The following is an 18,718-nucleotide window of genomic DNA, read 5'->3' on the forward strand; positions in this document are numbered from 1 at the left end:
AATAAAAAAGTAAGGGAGTGTGCATATGAGAACATTTAGTATTATTCTTGCTGATGATGAACAGAATATCCTCTATGGTATGCAGAAGGGAATTAATTGGGAGAAACTGGGATTCATAGTGGCAGGAACAGCACAAAATGGGAAAGAAGTATTAGAAATGATGGATGACTTACATCCAGATCTTGTTATTAGTGATATTAAGATGCCCTTTATGGATGGATTAGAGCTTGCTAAGACTATTCATGATAATTATATGAATACTAAGGTTATTCTTTTTTCTGGATGGGATGATTTTGAATATGCCAGACTTGCTATCAGCTACGGTGTATCAGAATATTTGATGAAACCTATTGACTATGATGAGATGAAAAAACTCCTAGAAAAGATGCATCAAAGTTTAGAGGACGAATATAATGAAAAAATCAACTGGACTCGTTTAGAAAATGCTTATTATAAAAGTCTTCCACTCTTAAGACAGCAGTTTTTTACACAGATGGTTCTAGGTACGATGGATCAAGAAGAATGTGCACAGCAGATCAAGAATCTTGGACTAGAACTTGATGAACAGGAATATTGTATTGTTGCAGTTAAAATACAAAAAGAAAATCATCAGGATGTTTTTAGTGAACTTTCTATTAAAGAAACACTTAAAGAAGCATTGGATAAGATTTCTAAGGGATATGAGTTTGGAATAGGGGACAAAGAAATATTCCTCTTAAGTGCGAATAAAAAGCATGAAATAGGAAAAATAACACGTACTCTGCAAGAAGCATCAATTATGATTACACGTATTTTTGGTGTTCATATTTCATGCGGAATAAGTGGTACGGGAAATAAAAGAGAAGATATACCTTCACTTTATACACAGGCTAAAGATGCTTTAGAATATAATCTGGTACTTCCTGATGAAAGCTATACATACTATAATGACTTAATGCTTCAAGAAGAAGTCGAAACAGATTGGAATGCTTATGTAGAACAGATTGGAAAAACAATTACCTATTGTAAAGAAGAAGAACTTAAGAAACAGGTTGAAGAATTGATTAATTTACTTCATAAAGCTCATTATAATCTTAATGAATATCAGATGGTGATTATGGAGATATCATTTTCTTTCGCAAGATTATATAAGAAATATCATATTTCTTCTAGTGGAGAATTTGCTGGATCAAAAAAGATGGCCGTTACTATTCTTGCACTCACTACAGGAGAGGAATTAGATCACTGGCTACTTGATTATTGTCAATTGATTCGCCTTCTTGTACAGAAAAAACGTATAGATAATAATGTGATACTTGTAGATAATGCTAAGAAGATAGTTCAGGAAAACTTCTCTGATCCAGATTTAAGTGTAGAAAGTGTTTGTGAGGCATTACATGTCAGTACCTCTCATTTCTCCAAGATATTTAAACAGGAAACAGGTGGGACTTTTATGAATTTTATGACAGGATTACGTATAGGAGAAGCAAAAAAACTTTTACTTCAGACAAATTATAAGAGTCTTGTGATTGGTGAAATGGTAGGATATCCAGAACCTAATTATTTTAGCTATGTATTTAAGAAAAACTGCGGTGTCTCTCCCGCTAAATATAGGAAACTAGAAAATGAAAAATAAGAAATTAAGTGTACGTGTTATATTACCTGTTGTTATGTCTGTTTCCATTGCTGCTTGTATTATCAGCAGTATGATGTTATTTTCTTATCTATTCTCTTCTTATTTTAAAAAAGATGCAGTCGAGAAGATGGATCGACAGACAATCTCATTAGCACAAAGTCTAGAAAATGAAGTAAGTGAAATCAATAGTCTTGTGAATGATGTTTATTATCAGAACATTAAGAAATATGATTGTGAAAATGTTCAGTTTAAAACAGTTATGACTCAGAAAATCTCCAATGAATCAAATAGGATTTATAGTATATCTCTTTATGATATGAATGGGAATAGGGTCTGGAGTTTTGGAGAATCGTCCGGTGGTTTCGATATTCAACAATCCTGGTTTAAAAATGCGAAAAAGAATACTGAAACCATTCAATATGGTCATCGACACTTGGTGAAATCCAATCTATCAGGTTATGTCATGGATATTAGCCGTTATGTAGAATATATTAATGCTGGCAATATAAGATCAGGTATTTTATTGATGCAGTATTATACAGAGCCTATAGAAGGTATTCTAGATCGTTATCAGAACCAGAAATCAGCTTATTGTTATTTATTGGATGAATCTAATGATTTTTTATATCATCCCTTTGAAAAACGTATCGCCTCTGGTTTATATAAAGAAAAAACAGTATCCACTGCATTTAAGAACAACCGTAGTATTCATAATGGAGACTGGCTTGTAGAAAGAAAACAGATTGGCTATACGGGATGGAATATTGTGGTAGTGAATTCAATGTCAAATCTATTAGTAGAAAACCGTCGTTTTCATTATATTATCTGGTTTATTCTGCTTTTAGTAGGAGCTATTTTGATATTGTTTGATGTTCAGGTGTTTAGAAACTTTACCGACCCTGTTTATCAATTACTTGCTACAATGGAAGATTTTGGTAAAGGTAACTATAATTCTCGTGCAAAAGAAGAAGGAATTGGAGAATTAAAGAGTTTAAGTGCCAATTTTAATATTATGGCAGATAAATTACAGAAGCAGATGGAAGAAATCCGTCAAAATGAACGTGAAAAACAGAAAATGGAGAAGAAACTACTTCAATCACAGATCAACCCTCATTTCTTATATAACACGCTTGATTCTATAATATGGATGATTAGAAGTGAAGAATATGAAGGAGCAGGTGAAATGGTTTCATCTCTTGCTAAGTTCTTCCGTATCTCCTTAAGTCAGGGAAAGGATATGATACCCTTAGGTAAAGAACTTGAACACGCAACAAGTTATTTAAAGATTCAGAATATCCGTTTTAAAGATAAATTTGACTTTAAGGTAGAAGCAGATCCTAAACTAATGAAATATCTCATTCCTAAGCTTTCTATTCAGCCCTTATTAGAGAATGCGATTTATCATGGAATGGAAGGCATGTATGAGGATGGGGAGATTATTATCAGTGTTTATGAGGAAGAGGATACTATCAAGATTGATGTGGCAGATAATGGTCTTGGTATGACAGAAGATAAACTTGAGTATATTATGCATCATCAGGTTGTTTCTAGTAAACGTGGATCAGGTATAGGTGTGCGAAACGTTCATGAAAGAATTCAGCTTATTTATGGTAAACAATATGGTATTACTATTACAAGTGAATTAGACGAAGGAACAACTGCCACTATTACTATCCCTAAAATGGAGGAAGCAGATGAAACAGAATAAAAGAAAACACATGATCCTCATTGTGATATTACTGAGTATGGCATTTGTTTCTACTTTATATGTAAGAGATAGGGATTATGCACAGAAAAATAAAAGAATTGCGATTATTTATCCTAAGCATTCACAATCGCTTATTCAAGAAATACAGGAAGGAATACAGGATTGCGCATATGATCATCAGGTGAAGCTTGATGTTTGGTATAAGGATGATTTGTCCCAAAATGAACTCGATAATCTTATTTCACAGGAATATAAAAATCAGGCCATGGGCTTATTACTTGTATATCCAGAAAAGTATATGAGGAAAACACAGTATGAATATGGGAATGTATTAGCTCTTACAGATACAATGCAGGACTCATTCACCTACACTGCTTCTTTTAGTCAAACTTCTCATGAAACAATGAGATTACCTGTGGACTTTAATCTCCTAAAAGAGATATCTACAGGAAAAAGAGATGCTATTTATATAGAAGATACTTATAAACTAGGTTATAAGAGTATAGAACTGATTAGTCATTGTGAAGGAAAAAGACGATTATCAACTATTTCTTTAAAACCAGAAAAAGTTGATCAGAAAGTAGTAGAAAAAGGCAGTAAAGCCTCGCTATTTACATATTAGAGGGTTGCTATGAAAAAGATAAGAAAACATAAATGGTTATTATTTATAGTGCTGATTATATGTTTAACACTTATAGCACTAGGAGGTTCACGTCCTAAAGAAAATCAATATATTCATGTAGGTATTGCGGTTTATGATCTTGATGATACATTTATGAATAGCATGATTACAGCACTAGAAAATAGAATTGATGAAGCGCATATGAAAAAGAAAATCTCTTATGAGATATGTAATGCGAAAGGAAATTCAAGACGTCAAAATAAACAGCTTCAGTATATGTATACTCAGAACTATGATATGATGCTTATTAATCTTGTTGATCCTTCTTCTGCAGCAAGTGTCTTGAATAATGCAAAGGAATTAGATATCCCTGTTATATTATTTAATCGAGATATTGCTGAAAAGGATTTAAAGATTACAGATAATGTCTGGTATGTGGGAACAAATGCCTCTCAGGATGGACAAATACAGGGAGAGATGCTTCATAAAATCTGGAATGAACAAAGAAATAGAGTAGATAAAAATAAGAATGGAAAAATAGATTATGTTCTTATAGAAGGTGAAGAAGATCACTATGATGCCATTCGTAGAACAAAAGGGTTCTTAGAAAACAGTAAAGACCTCCCTTTAAATACACTAGGTACTTTATCTGCTTCATGGAATAGACAACTTGCTTATAAGAAGTTTTCTCAATTAGATAACAATGCGATTTCTAGTACTGAAGCTGTTATATGTAATAATGATGATATGGCATTAGGAGTTTATGATTATTGCAAAGAAAAGAATCTAGCTCTACCTATTATTTTAGGTATCAACAACAGCCAGGAAATGAATGAGAAAATCATGTCTGGTGAAATATATGGTAGTGTAGATAACAATATGGATAACCAAGTATTAAGAATCGTTAAATGTATGGAATCTGTATTAAATGGAAATACTAAAAAATATAAGAAAGTCTGGTATAGTACACCTTATGCAGTCACAAGAGAATAAATTATTTGCTTATATAATTCATTTATGTTAGTATGATTAGCATAAACTAACTAAGGAGAATTACATGAAAGCACATAAATATTGGTCTATTGGTGCACTGATCACCATGATTTGTACTTTCTTAACAGGACATATGAACAAGATGATTCATGCAGGATTTGGTTTGATTGCACTCATTTGTATGATTATGTCAGTCTATTCAGGTCATAAGATGACTTCAAGAAAGAACTAGATTAAGTCAGCAACATAATGGTTGCTGGCTTTTTATATGTTACAAATGGTATGGAAATGTGTAATAAGTTTTTAAGCATGCATTAACTGCAGTTCTTTGAGTATCTCATTTTAGATAGAGGTGCGAGAGAGATTGATGGTATTCTTCTTTTAAGGTAATGGCTGAAGAAAAGCAATCGTAATCAGAACTATATATGGTCTAGTGTACAATATGGAAATTACATATACATTGATACTTGTAAGAATCCAATTTCACGTATTTATAAAAAATCATTAATCGTTTTTATTGACATTAATACTTATTAGGTATAATGTTCTATATAGAACAATTAAAAGTTCTAAATAGAACGATGCAAGGAGGCTTAATATGTATTTCTGGGATCAACATAAGACAATTACTCTCTATTATGAGATGTTAACCGCATCTACCTGTGATAAATACAATCTTAAAAAGATGGAATATGACATATTGATGTTTTTGTATCATAATCCTGAATACAATACTGCTGCAGATATTGTCAGAATAAGAAAGTCGACTAAATCCCATGTCTCAACTGCCTTAAAGGTATTAGAAGACAGAGGATATATTACTAAAAAGACAAATGAAAATAATAAGAAGCGTGTAGAACTATTCTTAGAGGATTCAGCCAATGAAATCGTGAAAGAAGGGCTCAATGTTCAAAATCAATTTGCGCATGATATGCTTCAGGGTCTCACACAAGATGAGATAAAAGTATGTAAAAAAGTATTTGAGAAAATTTGTAGAAATGCAGAAGAATGCATTCAAAAGAAAGGATGATCAATATGAAAGAAAAATATGTACCTAAAATGCCAGATATCATGGAAGCTATCTTTGATACTTGCTATTTATTATTTGATTTAGTTGCTGGCTTTATCTTTCTAGCAAAAGCCAACGGTAATATGCTATTTACCTTATATGGTATTTTAACTCTTACTTTATGTGGTGGTGATGCCTTTCACTTAGTTCCTAGAATTAAAAGAGCATTCAAAGGAAGCAATGAAAAGATTAAGAGACAGCTTGGCATAGGTTTGCAGGTTTCTTCTATTACTATGACTGTTTTCTATATTATCTTACTTTATATCTGGAAATTGACATTCCCTACACTTAAAGCTCCATTTATTGTAGAAGCAATGATCTACATTTCAGCAATTATTAGAATTGTCGTATGTTTCTTACCACAAAATGACTGGTGCGGTGATGAAGGTAACTTAAAACTATCTATTATCAGAAATGCCGTATTTGCAGTGACTGGTATTGGAATAATTATTCTATATGCAATGAGTGGTAATACAGGTAACCTTCATATGACTAGAATGGTTGCAGCTATTATTATCTCATTTGGCTGTTATTTACCAGTTACATTATTAAGTAAGAAAAAACCTAAAATTGGTTTATTAATGATTCCTAAAACATGTGCCTATATGTGGGTGATTGTAATGGGATTACAGCTATTATTTAAATAGAATAGTGTTATAATATAACTGTGATAAATTATTGAGTGAGAGGTAGAAAGAATGGAAAAAGAAAGATATTCAATACTATTTAGTTCTCCAACAGGTAATACAAAGATGCTTGCTGAAGCTATTCAAGATGCATTACCAAAGGAAGACTGTGATTATTTTGGACCATGTAAAGAAGTAGATTCAGATATGCTTTATATTGGTTTCTGGACAGATAAAGGCAATGCGGATGCAGCAACTCTTAAACTACTAGAAACCTTAAAGAATAAGAAGATTTTCTTATTTGGTACAGCAGGATTTGGAGTAAGTGAAGAATATTTCCAGAGAATTCTAAATAATGTGAAAAAAAGCATTGATGCAAGTAATACAATCGTAGGTAAGTATATGTGTCAAGGTAAGATGCCACAATCTGTACGTGATCGATATGTGATGATGAAAGCACAGCCTGATCATATGCCTAATATTGATATGCTCATTGAAAACTTTGATCAAGCTTTAACTCATCCTGATAAAAATGATTTAAATAACTTAAAAAATAAAATTAAAGCATAAGGGGGATAAACTTCTTATGCTTTTCTCTTACGAAAGGAGTACTTTATGATTTTTCATGAACTCAACTGGTTATGGACGCTACTTGGTATTGCGTTACTATGTGCTTTTATTGCATTTCTAATTACATTTTTAATCTGTAAGTTTGTCCATAAACAAATAAGTATGAAAGTATTGATTATTGCTGCAGTGGTAGGATTCTTATTAGGAGTAATGGGCGTATTTATTTATGCGAGTCAGGCTATGCCTTTGTAATCAAATTTTCTTATGATATATTATAGGCGTTTGCTCTATATTTTTAAAAACGTATTACAGAAATTACTCTGAGAAAAATAACCTAAATAAGAACTACCCTGACTTTCGCTTTGCTTAGAAGTCTAGGCTTCCTGCTTCAACCAAAACCCTAAAGGTGGGGAAAATTCTTGCTTATGGTATGTTAAAAAGGAGATGATTGGATGTTAGGTGCAATTATTGGAGATATTGTTGGTTCTAGATTTGAATGGGAAAACTATAAAGGGAAAGACTTTGAACTATTTACAAAGGAATGTATGCCTACGGATGATAGTATTATGAGTCTTGCAATAGGAGCAGGATTACTTAAAAGTCAACCTGACTATGAAAATCTAGAAAAGAATACAATAGATTGCATGCAGTCACTAGGTAGACAATATCCTTATTGTGGTTATGGAGTTAACTTCTATTTTTGGATCTTTGGAGATGATCCAAAGCCTTATAATAGTTATGGTAATGGTGCCTCGATGAGAGTAAGTGCGGCAGGTACTGTGGCTTCTTCTTTGGAAGAAGCGTTAGCACTCTCAAAAAGAGTGACTGCTATCAGCCATAATCATCCTGAAGGTATCAAAGGAGCACAGGCAACAGCTGCCGCCATATATTTAGCTAAGACAGGTTCAACAAAAGAAGAAATTAAAGACTATATTAATCAGAATTTCTATAAGATAGATTTTACTCTTGATGAAATAAGAGATACTTATGAGTTTAATGAAATATGTCAACGAACAGTTCCTCAGGCATTAGAGGCTTTCTTTGAATCAATGGACTATGAGGATGCAATTAGAAATGCGATTTCTATTGGCGGAGATAGTGACACAATAGGGGCTATATGCGGTAGTATTGCGGAAGCGTATTATGGTATTCCTGTAAATATCAGAAATCAGGCTTTAAGCTATTTAGATGACACATTGACACTTTGTTTGAAACAATTTGAAGAAGCATATCCGCCTGTTATAATTAGTGGCGAAAAACCCATAGGCTTGCCTATGGGATGAAAGGCACATAATTTTTACTTGAGTTAAGCATAAGGGTAAGTTTAATAAGAAAAAACGTTTTGGCAAGTCTATAAAGAATAGATGCCCTTCTGGGTTTTAAGCTGCTGTAGAAGAAAAAATTCAAGACCACAGGTGATACATATATAGATATGTCTAATGATTATAGAGCATCACAATATGACCATACCGCAGATGATTACATAAAGAAGAAATTATCTGATAGGATGTATCATTTAGCAGATGGGACTCTAGTACAACAAGATTGGTATTCATTATTTCTGTTGTACTGCTATGATTAGAGGACTAAGGATATAGGTAGAGACAGATGTATTTCAGAATTTGAAAAGTGTTACAGTAAGGAAGAAGCCTTGATTAAAAGAATTGAGACTAATAGAATCAAAGTATTGAATAGTGGAATCAAAATAGTATAAAATAAACATTAGGGAGATTGATTATACTTCCATATCGTAAGATAGAAATTTACCGTTAATGTGGTCGTTGGACTGCTTGGTAATAAAAGTTCTTACTTAAATAGATTTACACTTGTATTCCAAAGTCTGAAAATGATGTACGATTACAAGCTAAACTTGACAGTAAGAACCCCACGGGCTTGCCCGTGGGAGTAGTCAGCCTAGAATAGCACTCTTATTTGTGCTATTCTTTTAATTAAGGAGGAAAATATAACATGTTAACATATTTAATGTTTGCGGCTGTTATTGGCTTTGCACTAGTGATGAGACAACGTAATAAACATAAAGATGACTATCGCTATGTTGCTGCACAATATCTTATGATGGGGGTCATCTGGGCACTTATTGCTTTATCTGATTATTTAGAACATGGTGTACGCATGCCGTATTTCGGACTATATATTGTTATTTTTGTATTCTCATTATTTATGGCAATCAAATCAATACTGGATCGCAAATAGAGTACTTCGGTACTCTTTTTATATATCATAATATTAAAGAAAAGATAATTATTAATGTCTAGAAACAGTTTATTTTATCAGTATTAATTGAGATTAATGCTTATTATAGGTATGATGATAGTGAGAAGAGAATGTATATAAAAGGAGGAAATAAGGACAAAAAAGGAGGCAGAAGTTATGAAACGATATAAGAAATTGTTCGCATTATTCACTGCTTTCTCATTGATTTTCAGTGCATTTCTAGTGATACCAGTATACGCAGAAAATGATGCGGATGTCCTCATTTCACAGTTAATTGGTTATTATACAGATTATATGGAAGACTCAGTCACTGATATTGAACGTGTCTTAGTAGAACTTAAATCTGTAGATAAGAAAAAGGGAGAAGCTTGGGATCAAATCATGCATTATTGGCTAGAAGTCAATGGTCCTGATTTCACTCATGTAAGTGAAGTACCTCAAGATTTACCGAAAGATAATAGTATGTCAGTTGTTATTCTTGGATTTGCACTCAATGATGATGGTACGATGAAGGAAGAACTTGTAGGTAGACTTCAAACAGGTCTGGCAATTGCGAAAGAATATCCTAAATCATATGTCGTCGTTACAGGTGGTGGGACTGCAAAGAATAATCCAAATGTGACTGAAGGTGGATTAATGGGTGAATGGCTCTTAAAACAGGGCTTAGAACCATCTCGCTTGATTGTAGAAAATAGAGCACAGGATACAGTAGGAAATGCGAAAAATACTTATGAAGTATTAAAAACAAAGTATCCAAGTGTTAAGAATGTTGTTCTTGTAACAAGTGATTACCATGTAACTCGTGGCTGTATCTTATACTACACTAAGTTTGTCTTAGAAGGACTTGAGAATAATAGTGAACCTCTCTCTATTATCTCTAATTCTGGCTATAAAACAGGATCACTCGGTTATGAATCAGTAGAATTACAAGCAAGAGGTATTTGTCAGATGGCAGGTATTAATGTTCAAAGTGTTCCTAGAAAACAGAAGTTATCAGTACTCACAAAGCTTGAAATAAAGCAGAATAAAGAACATGTTAAAGGTGAAGAAGCAGATCTTACAATTACTGCTTATTATGACAATGGATTTAGTCGTGATGTCACAAAAGAAGCTGTATTAACAGGTTTTGATAAAAACAAAGAAGAAAATCAGACATTTACAATCACACATTCTGAAAATAATCATACAATCAGTGAAGACTTTAAGTTGATTGCGAAAAAAGCAGAAGTTGTACCAGATAAAAAACAAGATACAAAGAAAAATGAAAAAGATAAGACACCTGCTAAAACAGGAGATAATACACAGCTGGTTGTATTTGCAGCATTGCTCTTAGTATCTGGAATTTATCTATTATTAAGATTGAAAAAGAGTTAACCCCATAACAGAATCTCAGTAATGAGATTCTGTTTTTTTACCTTCTAAACTTTTCTATTCCCTTATCTCTTTTTTGTGATATAATGTTGATTGTTCTAAAAAAAAGACAAAAGGAAGAGGGATTTTATGAAAAACAATGAAAAGAGAAGCACTTTCTCGGGAAAACTAGGATTAGTCCTCTCTGCTGCAGGAGCCTCTGTAGGTTTAGGAAATATTTGGCGTTTTCCTTACCTTGCAGCTAAATATGGAGGAGGAATCTTCTTATTAATCTATATCATTCTCGCACTTACATTTGGTTATACAATGATTGTTGCGGAAACAACACTTGGTAGAATGACTAGAAAGAGTCCAGTAGGGGCTTTTAGAAAATTTGGAAACTCTATCTTAAATAGGTTTGGAGGATGGATCAATGCCATCATTCCTATCTTAATCGTACCTTATTATTCAGTCATTGGTGGATGGGTAGTGAAATACCTTATTGAGTATATTAAGGGTAATGGTCATGCTTTATCTACTGATGGCTATTTCTCTACATTTATCTCTAATGGTGTTTCAACAGAATTATGCTTTATCGCCTTTTCACTTTTAACACTTGTTATTGTATTTGCAGGTGTTAAAAATGGTATTGAACGTGTCTCTAAGATCATGATGCCTATCTTAGTTGTGTTATCATGTGTCATTACTGTTTATTCAGTGACTCGCCCAGGTGCACTAGAAGGTGTTAAATACTTCCTTGTACCTAACTTTAAGAATTTCTCATGGATGACAGTTGTGACTGCAATGGGACAGATGTTCTATTCATTATCTATCGCCATGGGTATCTTAATCACTTTTGGTTCTTATACAGAAAAAGAAGTGTCTATTGAAAACTCTACAGAAAACGTAGAAGTATTTGATACAGCTATTGCGATTATGGCTGGATTAATGATTATCCCAGCAGTATTTGCTTTCTCTAATGGGAATATGGATAACCTTAATGCAGGACCATCATTGATGTTCATTACTATTCCTAAAGTATTTGATAGTATGGGACTTGGTACACTTATTGGTATTCTATTCTTCGTATTAGTATTATTTGCAGCACTTACTAGTTCAATTGCCCTAACTGAATGTGCAGTATCTACTTTCCAGGATGAACTTGGATGGAGTAGACATAAATCTGTATGTGTTCTTGGGATTGTCATGCTTGCATTAGGTTCATTATCATCACTTGGTTATGGACCACTAGCCTCTATCCAGATCATTGGTATGCAGTTCTTAGACTTCTTTGATTTCTTAACGAACTCAGTCATGATGCCAATCTCTGCAATATGCATTTGTTTACTTGTATCTAGAGTGATTGGTGTAGACAAGATTGCGGAAGAAATCAAGTCTCACAACAATCCATTCAAACGTGAAAAGATCTTCAATTTCATGATTAAATATGTTTGTCCAATCTTTGCAGCTATTATCTTGTTAAGTTCAGTTGCAAATGCGTTTGGAATCATCAAGATGTAAAACAGGCTTCGGCCTGTTTTTTTTCGTTAGATAGTACTCTTATGCAGCAACGAACTTGATCATTACTTTTATCGTGACAATAGTTATTATTTTCAAGATAAGATAAAAAAAGAAGGATAAAATCCTTCCTAGTCAATATACTTCTTATAGATATCTACAAATTGATCTTCTACTTGTAATAATGCGATTAAGCTCTGATAGAATGACTTATTCCATTGTGTCTTTCCATCTTCAATACACCATACAGTTTCATAACCTGTAAACAAATGAGCAAGAGTCTCATATAGGATGTGTGGATCTGTATGGTTTTTAATTTCATTCTTTTCCTGAGACTTCTTTATAATCATCACACAAAGGTCTGTTAAGGAATTTCTCATATCAAAACTATGCTTATTTTCGTTTAAATTTGCGATAAGCATATGAGAGAATAAATCACTTCCAAATCTCTTTGTTTCTTGAATTAATGCATTGAAAATCATTAATAGCTGTTCGAAATGACTATCTGCCTGTAAAAGGTGGTATGTATCTCCTAAAATATTTGAAATAGTCTGATCATAGAGATTAAGAATCAAATCATCCTTAGAATTAACATATTTGTAGAATGTAGGTTTTGTGATATCACAATGTTCGCATATTTGATTGACTGTTACATTATTGAATCCTTCTTTGAGAAAAAGGTCTAATGCGACTTCTGTAATTGTTTCTTTGTTTACTGATTTCATATGATCACCTTTCTTAACTATAGTAACATAGATTTAATTAAAAGTCTTTATGAAAGCGTGTCAACCGAAATTGATAATGTCTCAAAAATAATCAAACATTAGCACCACAACGGTGCTTTCGTTTCCTGTCAATGTATCACCTAAAATATTTGAAATAGTCTGATCATAGAGATTAAGAATCAAATCATCCTTAGAATCAACATATTTATAGAATGTAGGTTTTGTGATATCGCAATGTCCGCATATTTGATTGACTCTTACTTTATTAACTACTTCTTTGTTTACTGATTTCATATGATCACCTTTCTTAACTATTATAATATGAGCTATTCATTCATATATGAAAAGGATAATCGGATTATATGGTAAATGCTACGCTACGTAGCATCTATTAATAAGAATGATACGGATACTTTCTTGTGAAACGAATACTAGATGACTATACTTTGAGATAGGAGGACAACTATATGACATTAGGACAAACAATTAAGTACTATCGTACGAAGTTCAACTTATCTCAGAGTGAACTAGGGGATCAAATAGGCGTTTCTAGACAGGCAGTTACAAAATGGGAAACAGATACAGGTATGCCGGATATTAATAATATCAAGTCTCTTGCTAAATTATTTCATATCTCTATAGATACACTTTTATCATCAGATCATCATGTTCAATCATTACATGAAAGTAAAATAGAATATGATATTGATATGTTGAAGGACTTTGACATTAATCTAGGAACTCTTGGTGAAGTGACTATAGAAGGATATGAAGGGGAGAAATTAATCATTCAGCTTTCTTCTTCTACTTATCAGGACTTGCAGAAGGATTTTAAGATAAAGTTTGATGACAATAAAGAAAGACTCGATATAAACTTGATAAGTAAAGAACATGTCACAAAGATACAAAGAAGAGATATTAACATGTATGTGATGCTGCCAAGTCAATATATTCATAAGATAGAATGTAATGTACTACCTTTATCTATGTCCCTTTTTCATATCACTTCGGATTCTATAGAACTGGATATTAAAACATCATCACTTGATCTTTTAGACATTCATGGACATATAGAAATAGATTGCAATATTGATATGGTTATTAAAACAGATGCAATTGATGGTAAACTTGATCTCAATGCAATACGTAGTGCATCACGACTTATTATCACATCATCATGTCTATTCAATACAATTACAAAAGGTATTAAAACAAAAATCATCTATGAAGGGGATATAGATGAAGACTCAGATAATCAAATAGAACTCAATGGTATGATGAGTGAATTAACTATTAAAAAAGGGATGTCTTAATGGCATCCCGTTTCTATATTAGTTCTGCTGGAAGAATACTTCTTCATCAATCATTGGATAACATGTCAAATCTTTATTATCAAGATCTGTCTTATGCATATCCACTGCTTTAATAGTATGTCCATGATAAGTTGAATAGTAGTAAATACCCTTGTTTAAATTACAACAAGATGTATAAATAGTATATTCATACTTACCTTCAGATACTTCACAGAGTCCTTTCTGCTGTTCTACTGAACCAAGAATATGGAAGAACTGACTCACATTCTCTTTTTCATTTAATCCTTTAGTGACATTCATATTAGTAAATGCGACACGGACAAAACGTGATGCTGAAGATAAATCACCAGGTAATCCTAAACCACCCATACCTCTACTATAAGTAGATAAGTTTACATCTTGAGAGAATGTATTCTCAGGCTGTTTAGTAGAAAGATACATATAATTATTTAAATTAAACATCTGTTTATCAAAAGGTGGGTTATTAGTCAGTACACCTACAGGATTATCATAAATATGTACACCATCCTTCATTACTTCTACAGTAATAGTCTTATTTGAATCACTGATCATATAATGAAGTGAAGCAGGTGGGAATGATGCACTAAAAGGTGTATCACATAAATTCATTTCATTAATAAGCTTTATTGCTTCATCAACAGTTTCACACTGACATAAGATCCAAGGAATAAATTCAAAGGAACAAACATTTGTCTTTCCTTTTACAACAGGATTAAAATAAGCATTACCTACAAAGTTAAGTCCTGCCATACCTAATCCTTTTTCATTCATGGCATCATAATATAATGGATATCCATCACTCACATGAGCCATCCCAATAAGCGCATACTTATTATCTGGTTCCAATGCAAATCTAAAACCATACTTAAAATATCTAGGTGTGACAACAATCTGTTCACCATAAGAAAACTCATAATCAAGATTTCTTCCAAAATAACAATCCTTATCTTTAAAACATGCAGCAGTACACATATTCACTGCCCCCTTTCAACTGAATCCTAACATAAACATATAGGTGTGTTAAGTCCATAGTTTGACATAATTCACACATACTTTCCAAAGAATATTCTATGTCCCTTATATGTCACTAATGTGAACTGTTTGACAAAACATTATATCAACATATAATAAAATCAAGAGGTGAATTTATGGTACAAGTAGATTTAATTACAGGTTTTTTAGGATCAGGTAAAACAACATTTATTAAGAAGTATGCGAAATATTTAATTGATCAAGGACTGCATATCGCAATATTGGAAAATGATTTTGGCGCGATTAATGTAGATATGATGGTATTAGAAGAAGAATTAGGTGATCAATGTGAACTAGAAATGGTTGTTGGTGGAGGAGATTTAGACTGTCATAGACGTCGTTTTAAGACAAAACTCATTTCTATGGGTATGAGAGGTTTTGACAGAATATTAGTCGAACCATCAGGTATTTATGATGTCGATGAGTTCTTTGATGTACTTCATGAAGAACCATTAGATAAATGGTATGAGATTGGTAATGTGATTGCTTTAGTGAATTCTAAGCTAGAAAATAACCTTTCTAAGCAATCAGATTACTTACTAGGCTGTCAGGTTTCAGATGCTGGTAAAATCATTCTCAGTCGCTCTAGTGAAGCCACAGAAGAAGAAATCAATAACACAATCACACACTTAAATAACACAATGGCTCTTATTAAATGTAAAAGAAGATTTAATAAAGAAGACTGTTTAGATTTAGAAAGGCTCAATAATCAAGACTTTGATTCTATTCTTCATTCTGGTTATGAATTGGAAGGCTTTATTAAGATGTTCTTTAAGAAAGAAGAAGCGTTCTCTACTATGTTCTTTATGAACCAGTCTATTACTAAAGAAGAGCTAACAAAAGCCACTCATTCTATCTTTAATGATCCTCTATGTGGTAAGGTATTTAGAATCAAAGGCTTTATACCAGAAAACGATCAATGGATAGAACTTAATGCAACAAAAGATCAGATTACTACTGAAACAATTGCGAAAGGGCAGGAAATCATTATTGTCATTGGTGAATCATTAAATAAAGAAAAGATAGAAGAATACATAAAAAAACCAGCATAGCTGGCCATTGATGAAGTAATATTTGTAGAATATGGTGGGGATCACATATCTTCATCACCTGTATTATATTGATACAAGGTAATGAATAAACCAATTCTATGTAAAGAATAAATAAAAAAGGTCAGCTTTTAGAAGGGAATGGTTGCTGACCTCGAAGGGTAGAAAAGAGTGGGAAATCTCTTTCCAACATTATTATATGAACATTTTAAAAAGATTTCATTATACAAATTGTCGTATTTGCTTAGAAAAGGAGTAATATGCATTATAAAAAGGTCAAGGGTATTTTATCCTCTAATAATGCGATGAACCTCTATAGAGGATGTCTGCATGGATGTATTTATTGTGATTCTAGAAGTGCCTGTTATCATATGAATCATTTGTTTGAAGATATAGAAGTCAAAGAGAATGCATTAGAATTATTAGATATTTCATTAAGAAAGAAAAGAAAACCCTGCATGATTGGTATGGGGGCTATGACAGATCCTTATATTCCCTTAGAAGATCAATTGTTGTATACAAGAGGTGCATTAGAAATCATTGATAGAAATGGTTTTGGAGTTACCTTGATTACCAAATCATCACGTGTATTAAGAGATTTAGATGTATTGAAATCTATCCAGACACATTCAAAATGTGTGATACAGATGACTTTGACTACTTATGATGAAGATCTATGTAAAATACTAGAGCCCAACGTTTCAACTACAAAAGAACGCTTTGAAACATTGTTAACGCTTTATAAAGAAGGTATACATACTATTGTATGGTTGACACCTATTCTTCCTTTTATTAATGATAATGAAGAAAACTTAAGGGGGATACTTGATTATTGCATCAATGCTCATGTCAAAGGAATTATCTGTTTTGATATGGGCGTTACATTAAGAGAAGGCAATAGAGAGTACTTCTATTCTAAATTAGAGCAACATTTTCCTGGACTGAAAGAGACATATATCAACAAGTATGGTAATAGTTATATTCTCTCTAGTCCACAGAACAAACATTTGATGCGTATATTTCATCAAATATGTGAAGAAAATGGTATCATGCATGATCATGAAGAAATATTCGACTATCTTCGTACATATGAAGATCATAGACTTAACTTATTGGATTTTATTTAAAAAAGACTTCAGCAGAAGTCTTTTTTAAATAATGGTTTGGTAAATAACATTGAGTATCCCTGAAAGAATCATTACAAATATTGGATTAGATTTCTTATACCAGAGCATAAATACGCAAAATAGAAATATAATCAATTGATGAATACGGAAGTTATTTAGTATAATTGTTGCTTCACTACCAAATAATGCAGAAATCATTATGGTAACACCAGCAGTTGCAATCAATGCAACAACAGCAGGTCTTAAGTAGTTCAAGATATTCTGTAAGAAACGCAAATGACGATATTTAAGATAAAAATATGCAATAATGGTTACTAGTATACAAGAAGGGAGAATGCATCCTAAAGTCGCGGCAATAGCACCAGGAATACCAGCAATCTTAGTTCCTACAAATGTGGCTGAATTAATTGCGATAGGACCAGGTGTCATTTGTGATATAGTGATTAGATCTGTAAATTCTTTAAAATCCAGCCAATGATGTAAATTAACAATCTGACTTTGAATCAAAGGCATTGCAGCATAACCACCACCAAAGCTAAAAGCACCAATCTGCAGAAAACTTAAAAATAACTGTATATAGATCATTGCTGGAATCTCCTTTCATAGAAAGAATAAATAATACCAATCACAATACATGTCAAAATAATCAATACAACATTTACCTTAAAGAAGTAATTCGCAATAAAAGAACCAAACATAATCAAATAATAACTGATTTTCTTTTCCTTAAAGATACCTAATGCCATCTCTACAACGACAACAGCAATCACTGCACCTACACCTGACTGCATTCCATCAAGCATATAATGAACAATCAAATTCTCTTTAAAAATAGAATAGAATACAGATACTACAGAAATAATAATAAACGGAGGAAGAATAGTCGCAATAACACTCACAATAATACCTAATACACCAGCAATCTTATATCCCACTACAATAGCACCATTGACGGCTATAGCACCTGGTGCTGATTGGGCAATAGCGACTAAATCCAACATTTCATCTCGATTAATCCAATGATACTCATCTACAAACTTCTTTTGCATCAATGTAACGATGACATAGCCACCACCGAAAGTAAATGTGCTGAGATAGATCATTGAATAAAATAATTTCCAAAGTTTTTTGATCATCTCTTGTCA

The 18,718-nt window shown here is 32.5% G+C and carries 22 protein-coding genes; 17 read left to right on the top strand and 5 right to left on the bottom strand.

Annotation, left to right across the window (positions count from 1 at the left end; all coding sequences use genetic code 11):
• Positions 1 to 25: 25 nt before the first annotated feature.
• From NQ499_RS05240 to NQ499_RS05305, 14 genes are all read left to right on the top strand, one after another.
• Positions 26 to 1,615: a response regulator gene (locus tag NQ499_RS05240; RefSeq protein WP_006506315.1), complete on the top strand. Its 1,590-nt coding sequence runs from the start codon at positions 26 to 28 to the stop codon at positions 1,613 to 1,615.
• Positions 1,605 to 3,323 carry a sensor histidine kinase gene (locus NQ499_RS05245; protein ID WP_006506314.1) on the top strand — a complete coding sequence of 573 codons (1,719 nt, stop codon included), beginning with the start codon at positions 1,605 to 1,607 and terminating at the stop codon, positions 3,321 to 3,323. Before NQ499_RS05240 ends, NQ499_RS05245 begins: the two co-directional genes overlap by 11 nt.
• Positions 3,310 to 3,945 (top strand): hypothetical protein, encoded by a 636-nt coding sequence (locus NQ499_RS05250; protein ID WP_006506313.1) that lies wholly within the window; start codon positions 3,310 to 3,312, stop codon positions 3,943 to 3,945. The genes NQ499_RS05245 and NQ499_RS05250 overlap by 14 nt, the downstream gene beginning before the upstream one ends.
• Before the next feature lie 9 nt (positions 3,946 to 3,954).
• The gene (locus NQ499_RS05255; RefSeq protein WP_006506312.1) at positions 3,955 to 4,938 is read left to right on the top strand and encodes a galactose ABC transporter substrate-binding protein; all 984 of its coding nucleotides are present in this window, start codon (positions 3,955 to 3,957) and stop codon (positions 4,936 to 4,938) included.
• 64 nt (positions 4,939 to 5,002) lie between these two features.
• Positions 5,003 to 5,170, top strand: coding sequence for a DUF6219 family protein (locus NQ499_RS05260; RefSeq protein ID WP_006506311.1), 168 nt, complete (start codon positions 5,003 to 5,005; stop codon positions 5,168 to 5,170).
• 366 nt (positions 5,171 to 5,536) lie between these two features.
• The gene (locus NQ499_RS05265; protein WP_006506310.1) at positions 5,537 to 5,968 is read left to right on the top strand and encodes a MarR family winged helix-turn-helix transcriptional regulator; all 432 of its coding nucleotides are present in this window, start codon (positions 5,537 to 5,539) and stop codon (positions 5,966 to 5,968) included.
• 5 nt (positions 5,969 to 5,973) lie between these two features.
• Positions 5,974 to 6,654: a hypothetical protein gene (locus NQ499_RS05270; protein ID WP_040390050.1), complete on the top strand. Its 681-nt coding sequence runs from the start codon at positions 5,974 to 5,976 to the stop codon at positions 6,652 to 6,654.
• A gap of 51 nt (positions 6,655 to 6,705) precedes the next feature.
• Positions 6,706 to 7,203 carry a flavodoxin family protein BilS gene (gene bilS / locus NQ499_RS05275; protein ID WP_006506308.1) on the top strand — a complete coding sequence of 166 codons (498 nt, stop codon included), beginning with the start codon at positions 6,706 to 6,708 and terminating at the stop codon, positions 7,201 to 7,203.
• A gap of 45 nt (positions 7,204 to 7,248) precedes the next feature.
• Positions 7,249 to 7,455, top strand: coding sequence for a hypothetical protein (locus NQ499_RS05280; RefSeq protein WP_006506307.1), 207 nt, complete (start codon positions 7,249 to 7,251; stop codon positions 7,453 to 7,455).
• 200 nt (positions 7,456 to 7,655) lie between these two features.
• Positions 7,656 to 8,486 carry an ADP-ribosylglycohydrolase family protein gene (locus NQ499_RS05285; protein WP_055235031.1) on the top strand — a complete coding sequence of 277 codons (831 nt, stop codon included), beginning with the start codon at positions 7,656 to 7,658 and terminating at the stop codon, positions 8,484 to 8,486.
• Between the two features lie 149 nt (positions 8,487 to 8,635).
• Positions 8,636 to 8,785: a hypothetical protein gene (locus tag NQ499_RS05290; RefSeq protein ID WP_259848670.1), complete on the top strand. Its 150-nt coding sequence runs from the start codon at positions 8,636 to 8,638 to the stop codon at positions 8,783 to 8,785.
• A 386-nt stretch (positions 8,786 to 9,171) separates the two neighbouring features.
• On the top strand, positions 9,172 to 9,417 hold the full coding sequence (locus NQ499_RS05295) for a hypothetical protein (protein WP_040389596.1): 246 nt from the start codon (positions 9,172 to 9,174) through the stop codon (positions 9,415 to 9,417).
• Between the two features lie 177 nt (positions 9,418 to 9,594).
• On the top strand, positions 9,595 to 10,812 hold the full coding sequence (locus NQ499_RS05300; protein ID WP_006504634.1) for an ElyC/SanA/YdcF family protein: 1,218 nt from the start codon (positions 9,595 to 9,597) through the stop codon (positions 10,810 to 10,812).
• Between the two features lie 126 nt (positions 10,813 to 10,938).
• Positions 10,939 to 12,309 carry a sodium-dependent transporter gene (locus NQ499_RS05305; RefSeq protein ID WP_006504633.1) on the top strand — a complete coding sequence of 457 codons (1,371 nt, stop codon included), beginning with the start codon at positions 10,939 to 10,941 and terminating at the stop codon, positions 12,307 to 12,309.
• Positions 12,310 to 12,437: 128 nt separating this feature from the next.
• Here NQ499_RS05305 and NQ499_RS05310 read toward each other — a convergent pair whose 3' ends face one another.
• Both NQ499_RS05310 and NQ499_RS05315 read right to left on the bottom strand, forming a co-directional pair.
• Complete coding sequence (locus tag NQ499_RS05310) at positions 12,438 to 13,031, bottom strand: TetR/AcrR family transcriptional regulator (protein ID WP_006504632.1); 594 nt, start codon at positions 13,029 to 13,031, stop codon at positions 12,438 to 12,440.
• 81 nt (positions 13,032 to 13,112) lie between these two features.
• Positions 13,113 to 13,325, bottom strand: coding sequence for a TetR/AcrR family transcriptional regulator (locus tag NQ499_RS05315; protein WP_006504631.1), 213 nt, complete (start codon positions 13,323 to 13,325; stop codon positions 13,113 to 13,115).
• Between the two features lie 173 nt (positions 13,326 to 13,498).
• Between NQ499_RS05315 and NQ499_RS05320 the strand changes: the two genes are divergently transcribed.
• Positions 13,499 to 14,344: a helix-turn-helix domain-containing protein gene (locus NQ499_RS05320; protein ID WP_006504630.1), complete on the top strand. Its 846-nt coding sequence runs from the start codon at positions 13,499 to 13,501 to the stop codon at positions 14,342 to 14,344.
• Between the two features lie 18 nt (positions 14,345 to 14,362).
• Here NQ499_RS05320 and bsh read toward each other — a convergent pair whose 3' ends face one another.
• On the bottom strand, positions 14,363 to 15,337 hold the full coding sequence (gene bsh / locus NQ499_RS05325; protein WP_006504629.1) for a choloylglycine hydrolase: 975 nt from the start codon (positions 15,335 to 15,337) through the stop codon (positions 14,363 to 14,365).
• A 176-nt stretch (positions 15,338 to 15,513) separates the two neighbouring features.
• On the opposite strand from bsh, the gene NQ499_RS05330 reads away from it, so the two are divergent.
• Complete coding sequence (locus tag NQ499_RS05330) at positions 15,514 to 16,449, top strand: CobW family GTP-binding protein (protein WP_006504628.1); 936 nt, start codon at positions 15,514 to 15,516, stop codon at positions 16,447 to 16,449.
• Between the two features lie 257 nt (positions 16,450 to 16,706).
• Positions 16,707 to 17,573 carry an SPL family radical SAM protein gene (locus tag NQ499_RS05335; RefSeq protein ID WP_040389595.1) on the top strand — a complete coding sequence of 289 codons (867 nt, stop codon included), beginning with the start codon at positions 16,707 to 16,709 and terminating at the stop codon, positions 17,571 to 17,573.
• 24 nt (positions 17,574 to 17,597) lie between these two features.
• Here the strand turns inward: NQ499_RS05335 and NQ499_RS05340 are convergent, their stop codons facing one another.
• The gene (locus NQ499_RS05340) at positions 17,598 to 18,158 is read right to left on the bottom strand and encodes a chromate transporter (protein WP_006504626.1); all 561 of its coding nucleotides are present in this window, start codon (positions 18,156 to 18,158) and stop codon (positions 17,598 to 17,600) included.
• Positions 18,155 to 18,709, bottom strand: coding sequence for a chromate transporter (locus NQ499_RS05345; RefSeq protein ID WP_006504625.1), 555 nt, complete (start codon positions 18,707 to 18,709; stop codon positions 18,155 to 18,157). The genes NQ499_RS05340 and NQ499_RS05345 overlap by 4 nt, the downstream gene beginning before the upstream one ends.
• Positions 18,710 to 18,718 lie beyond the last annotated feature (9 nt).

Origin of the sequence: Catenibacterium mitsuokai (genome assembly GCF_025148785.1) — a bacterium.
In the GTDB taxonomy this organism is placed as follows: Bacteria; Bacillota_I; Bacilli_A; order Erysipelotrichales; family Coprobacillaceae; genus Catenibacterium; species Catenibacterium mitsuoka.

Bases quoted from the DNA above. Each gene is read 5' to 3' on its own strand.
- NQ499_RS05345 (WP_006504625.1), bottom strand. From the start codon at position 18,709: ATGATCAAAAAACTTTGGAAATTATTTTATTCAATGATCTATCTCAGC.
- NQ499_RS05280 (WP_006506307.1), top strand. From the start codon at position 7,249: ATGATTTTTCATGAACTCAACTGGTTATGGACGCTACTTGGTATTGCG.
- NQ499_RS05340 (WP_006504626.1), bottom strand. From the start codon at position 18,158: ATGATCTATATACAGTTATTTTTAAGTTTTCTGCAGATTGGTGCTTTT.
- bsh (WP_006504629.1), bottom strand. From the start codon at position 15,337: ATGTGTACTGCTGCATGTTTTAAAGATAAGGATTGTTATTTTGGAAGA.
- NQ499_RS05335 (WP_040389595.1), top strand. From the start codon at position 16,707: ATGCATTATAAAAAGGTCAAGGGTATTTTATCCTCTAATAATGCGATG.
- NQ499_RS05320 (WP_006504630.1), top strand. From the start codon at position 13,499: ATGACATTAGGACAAACAATTAAGTACTATCGTACGAAGTTCAACTTA.
- NQ499_RS05330 (WP_006504628.1), top strand. From the start codon at position 15,514: ATGGTACAAGTAGATTTAATTACAGGTTTTTTAGGATCAGGTAAAACA.
- NQ499_RS05240 (WP_006506315.1), top strand. From the start codon at position 26: ATGAGAACATTTAGTATTATTCTTGCTGATGATGAACAGAATATCCTC.
- NQ499_RS05295 (WP_040389596.1), top strand. From the start codon at position 9,172: ATGTTAACATATTTAATGTTTGCGGCTGTTATTGGCTTTGCACTAGTG.
- NQ499_RS05260 (WP_006506311.1), top strand. From the start codon at position 5,003: ATGAAAGCACATAAATATTGGTCTATTGGTGCACTGATCACCATGATT.
- NQ499_RS05285 (WP_055235031.1), top strand. From the start codon at position 7,656: ATGTTAGGTGCAATTATTGGAGATATTGTTGGTTCTAGATTTGAATGG.
- NQ499_RS05270 (WP_040390050.1), top strand. From the start codon at position 5,974: ATGAAAGAAAAATATGTACCTAAAATGCCAGATATCATGGAAGCTATC.
- NQ499_RS05255 (WP_006506312.1), top strand. From the start codon at position 3,955: ATGAAAAAGATAAGAAAACATAAATGGTTATTATTTATAGTGCTGATT.
- NQ499_RS05305 (WP_006504633.1), top strand. From the start codon at position 10,939: ATGAAAAACAATGAAAAGAGAAGCACTTTCTCGGGAAAACTAGGATTA.
- NQ499_RS05290 (WP_259848670.1), top strand. From the start codon at position 8,636: ATGTCTAATGATTATAGAGCATCACAATATGACCATACCGCAGATGAT.
- NQ499_RS05245 (WP_006506314.1), top strand. From the start codon at position 1,605: ATGAAAAATAAGAAATTAAGTGTACGTGTTATATTACCTGTTGTTATG.
- NQ499_RS05265 (WP_006506310.1), top strand. From the start codon at position 5,537: ATGTATTTCTGGGATCAACATAAGACAATTACTCTCTATTATGAGATG.
- NQ499_RS05310 (WP_006504632.1), bottom strand. From the start codon at position 13,031: ATGAAATCAGTAAACAAAGAAACAATTACAGAAGTCGCATTAGACCTT.
- NQ499_RS05300 (WP_006504634.1), top strand. From the start codon at position 9,595: ATGAAACGATATAAGAAATTGTTCGCATTATTCACTGCTTTCTCATTG.
- NQ499_RS05250 (WP_006506313.1), top strand. From the start codon at position 3,310: ATGAAACAGAATAAAAGAAAACACATGATCCTCATTGTGATATTACTG.
- bilS (WP_006506308.1), top strand. From the start codon at position 6,706: ATGGAAAAAGAAAGATATTCAATACTATTTAGTTCTCCAACAGGTAAT.
- NQ499_RS05315 (WP_006504631.1), bottom strand. From the start codon at position 13,325: ATGAAATCAGTAAACAAAGAAGTAGTTAATAAAGTAAGAGTCAATCAA.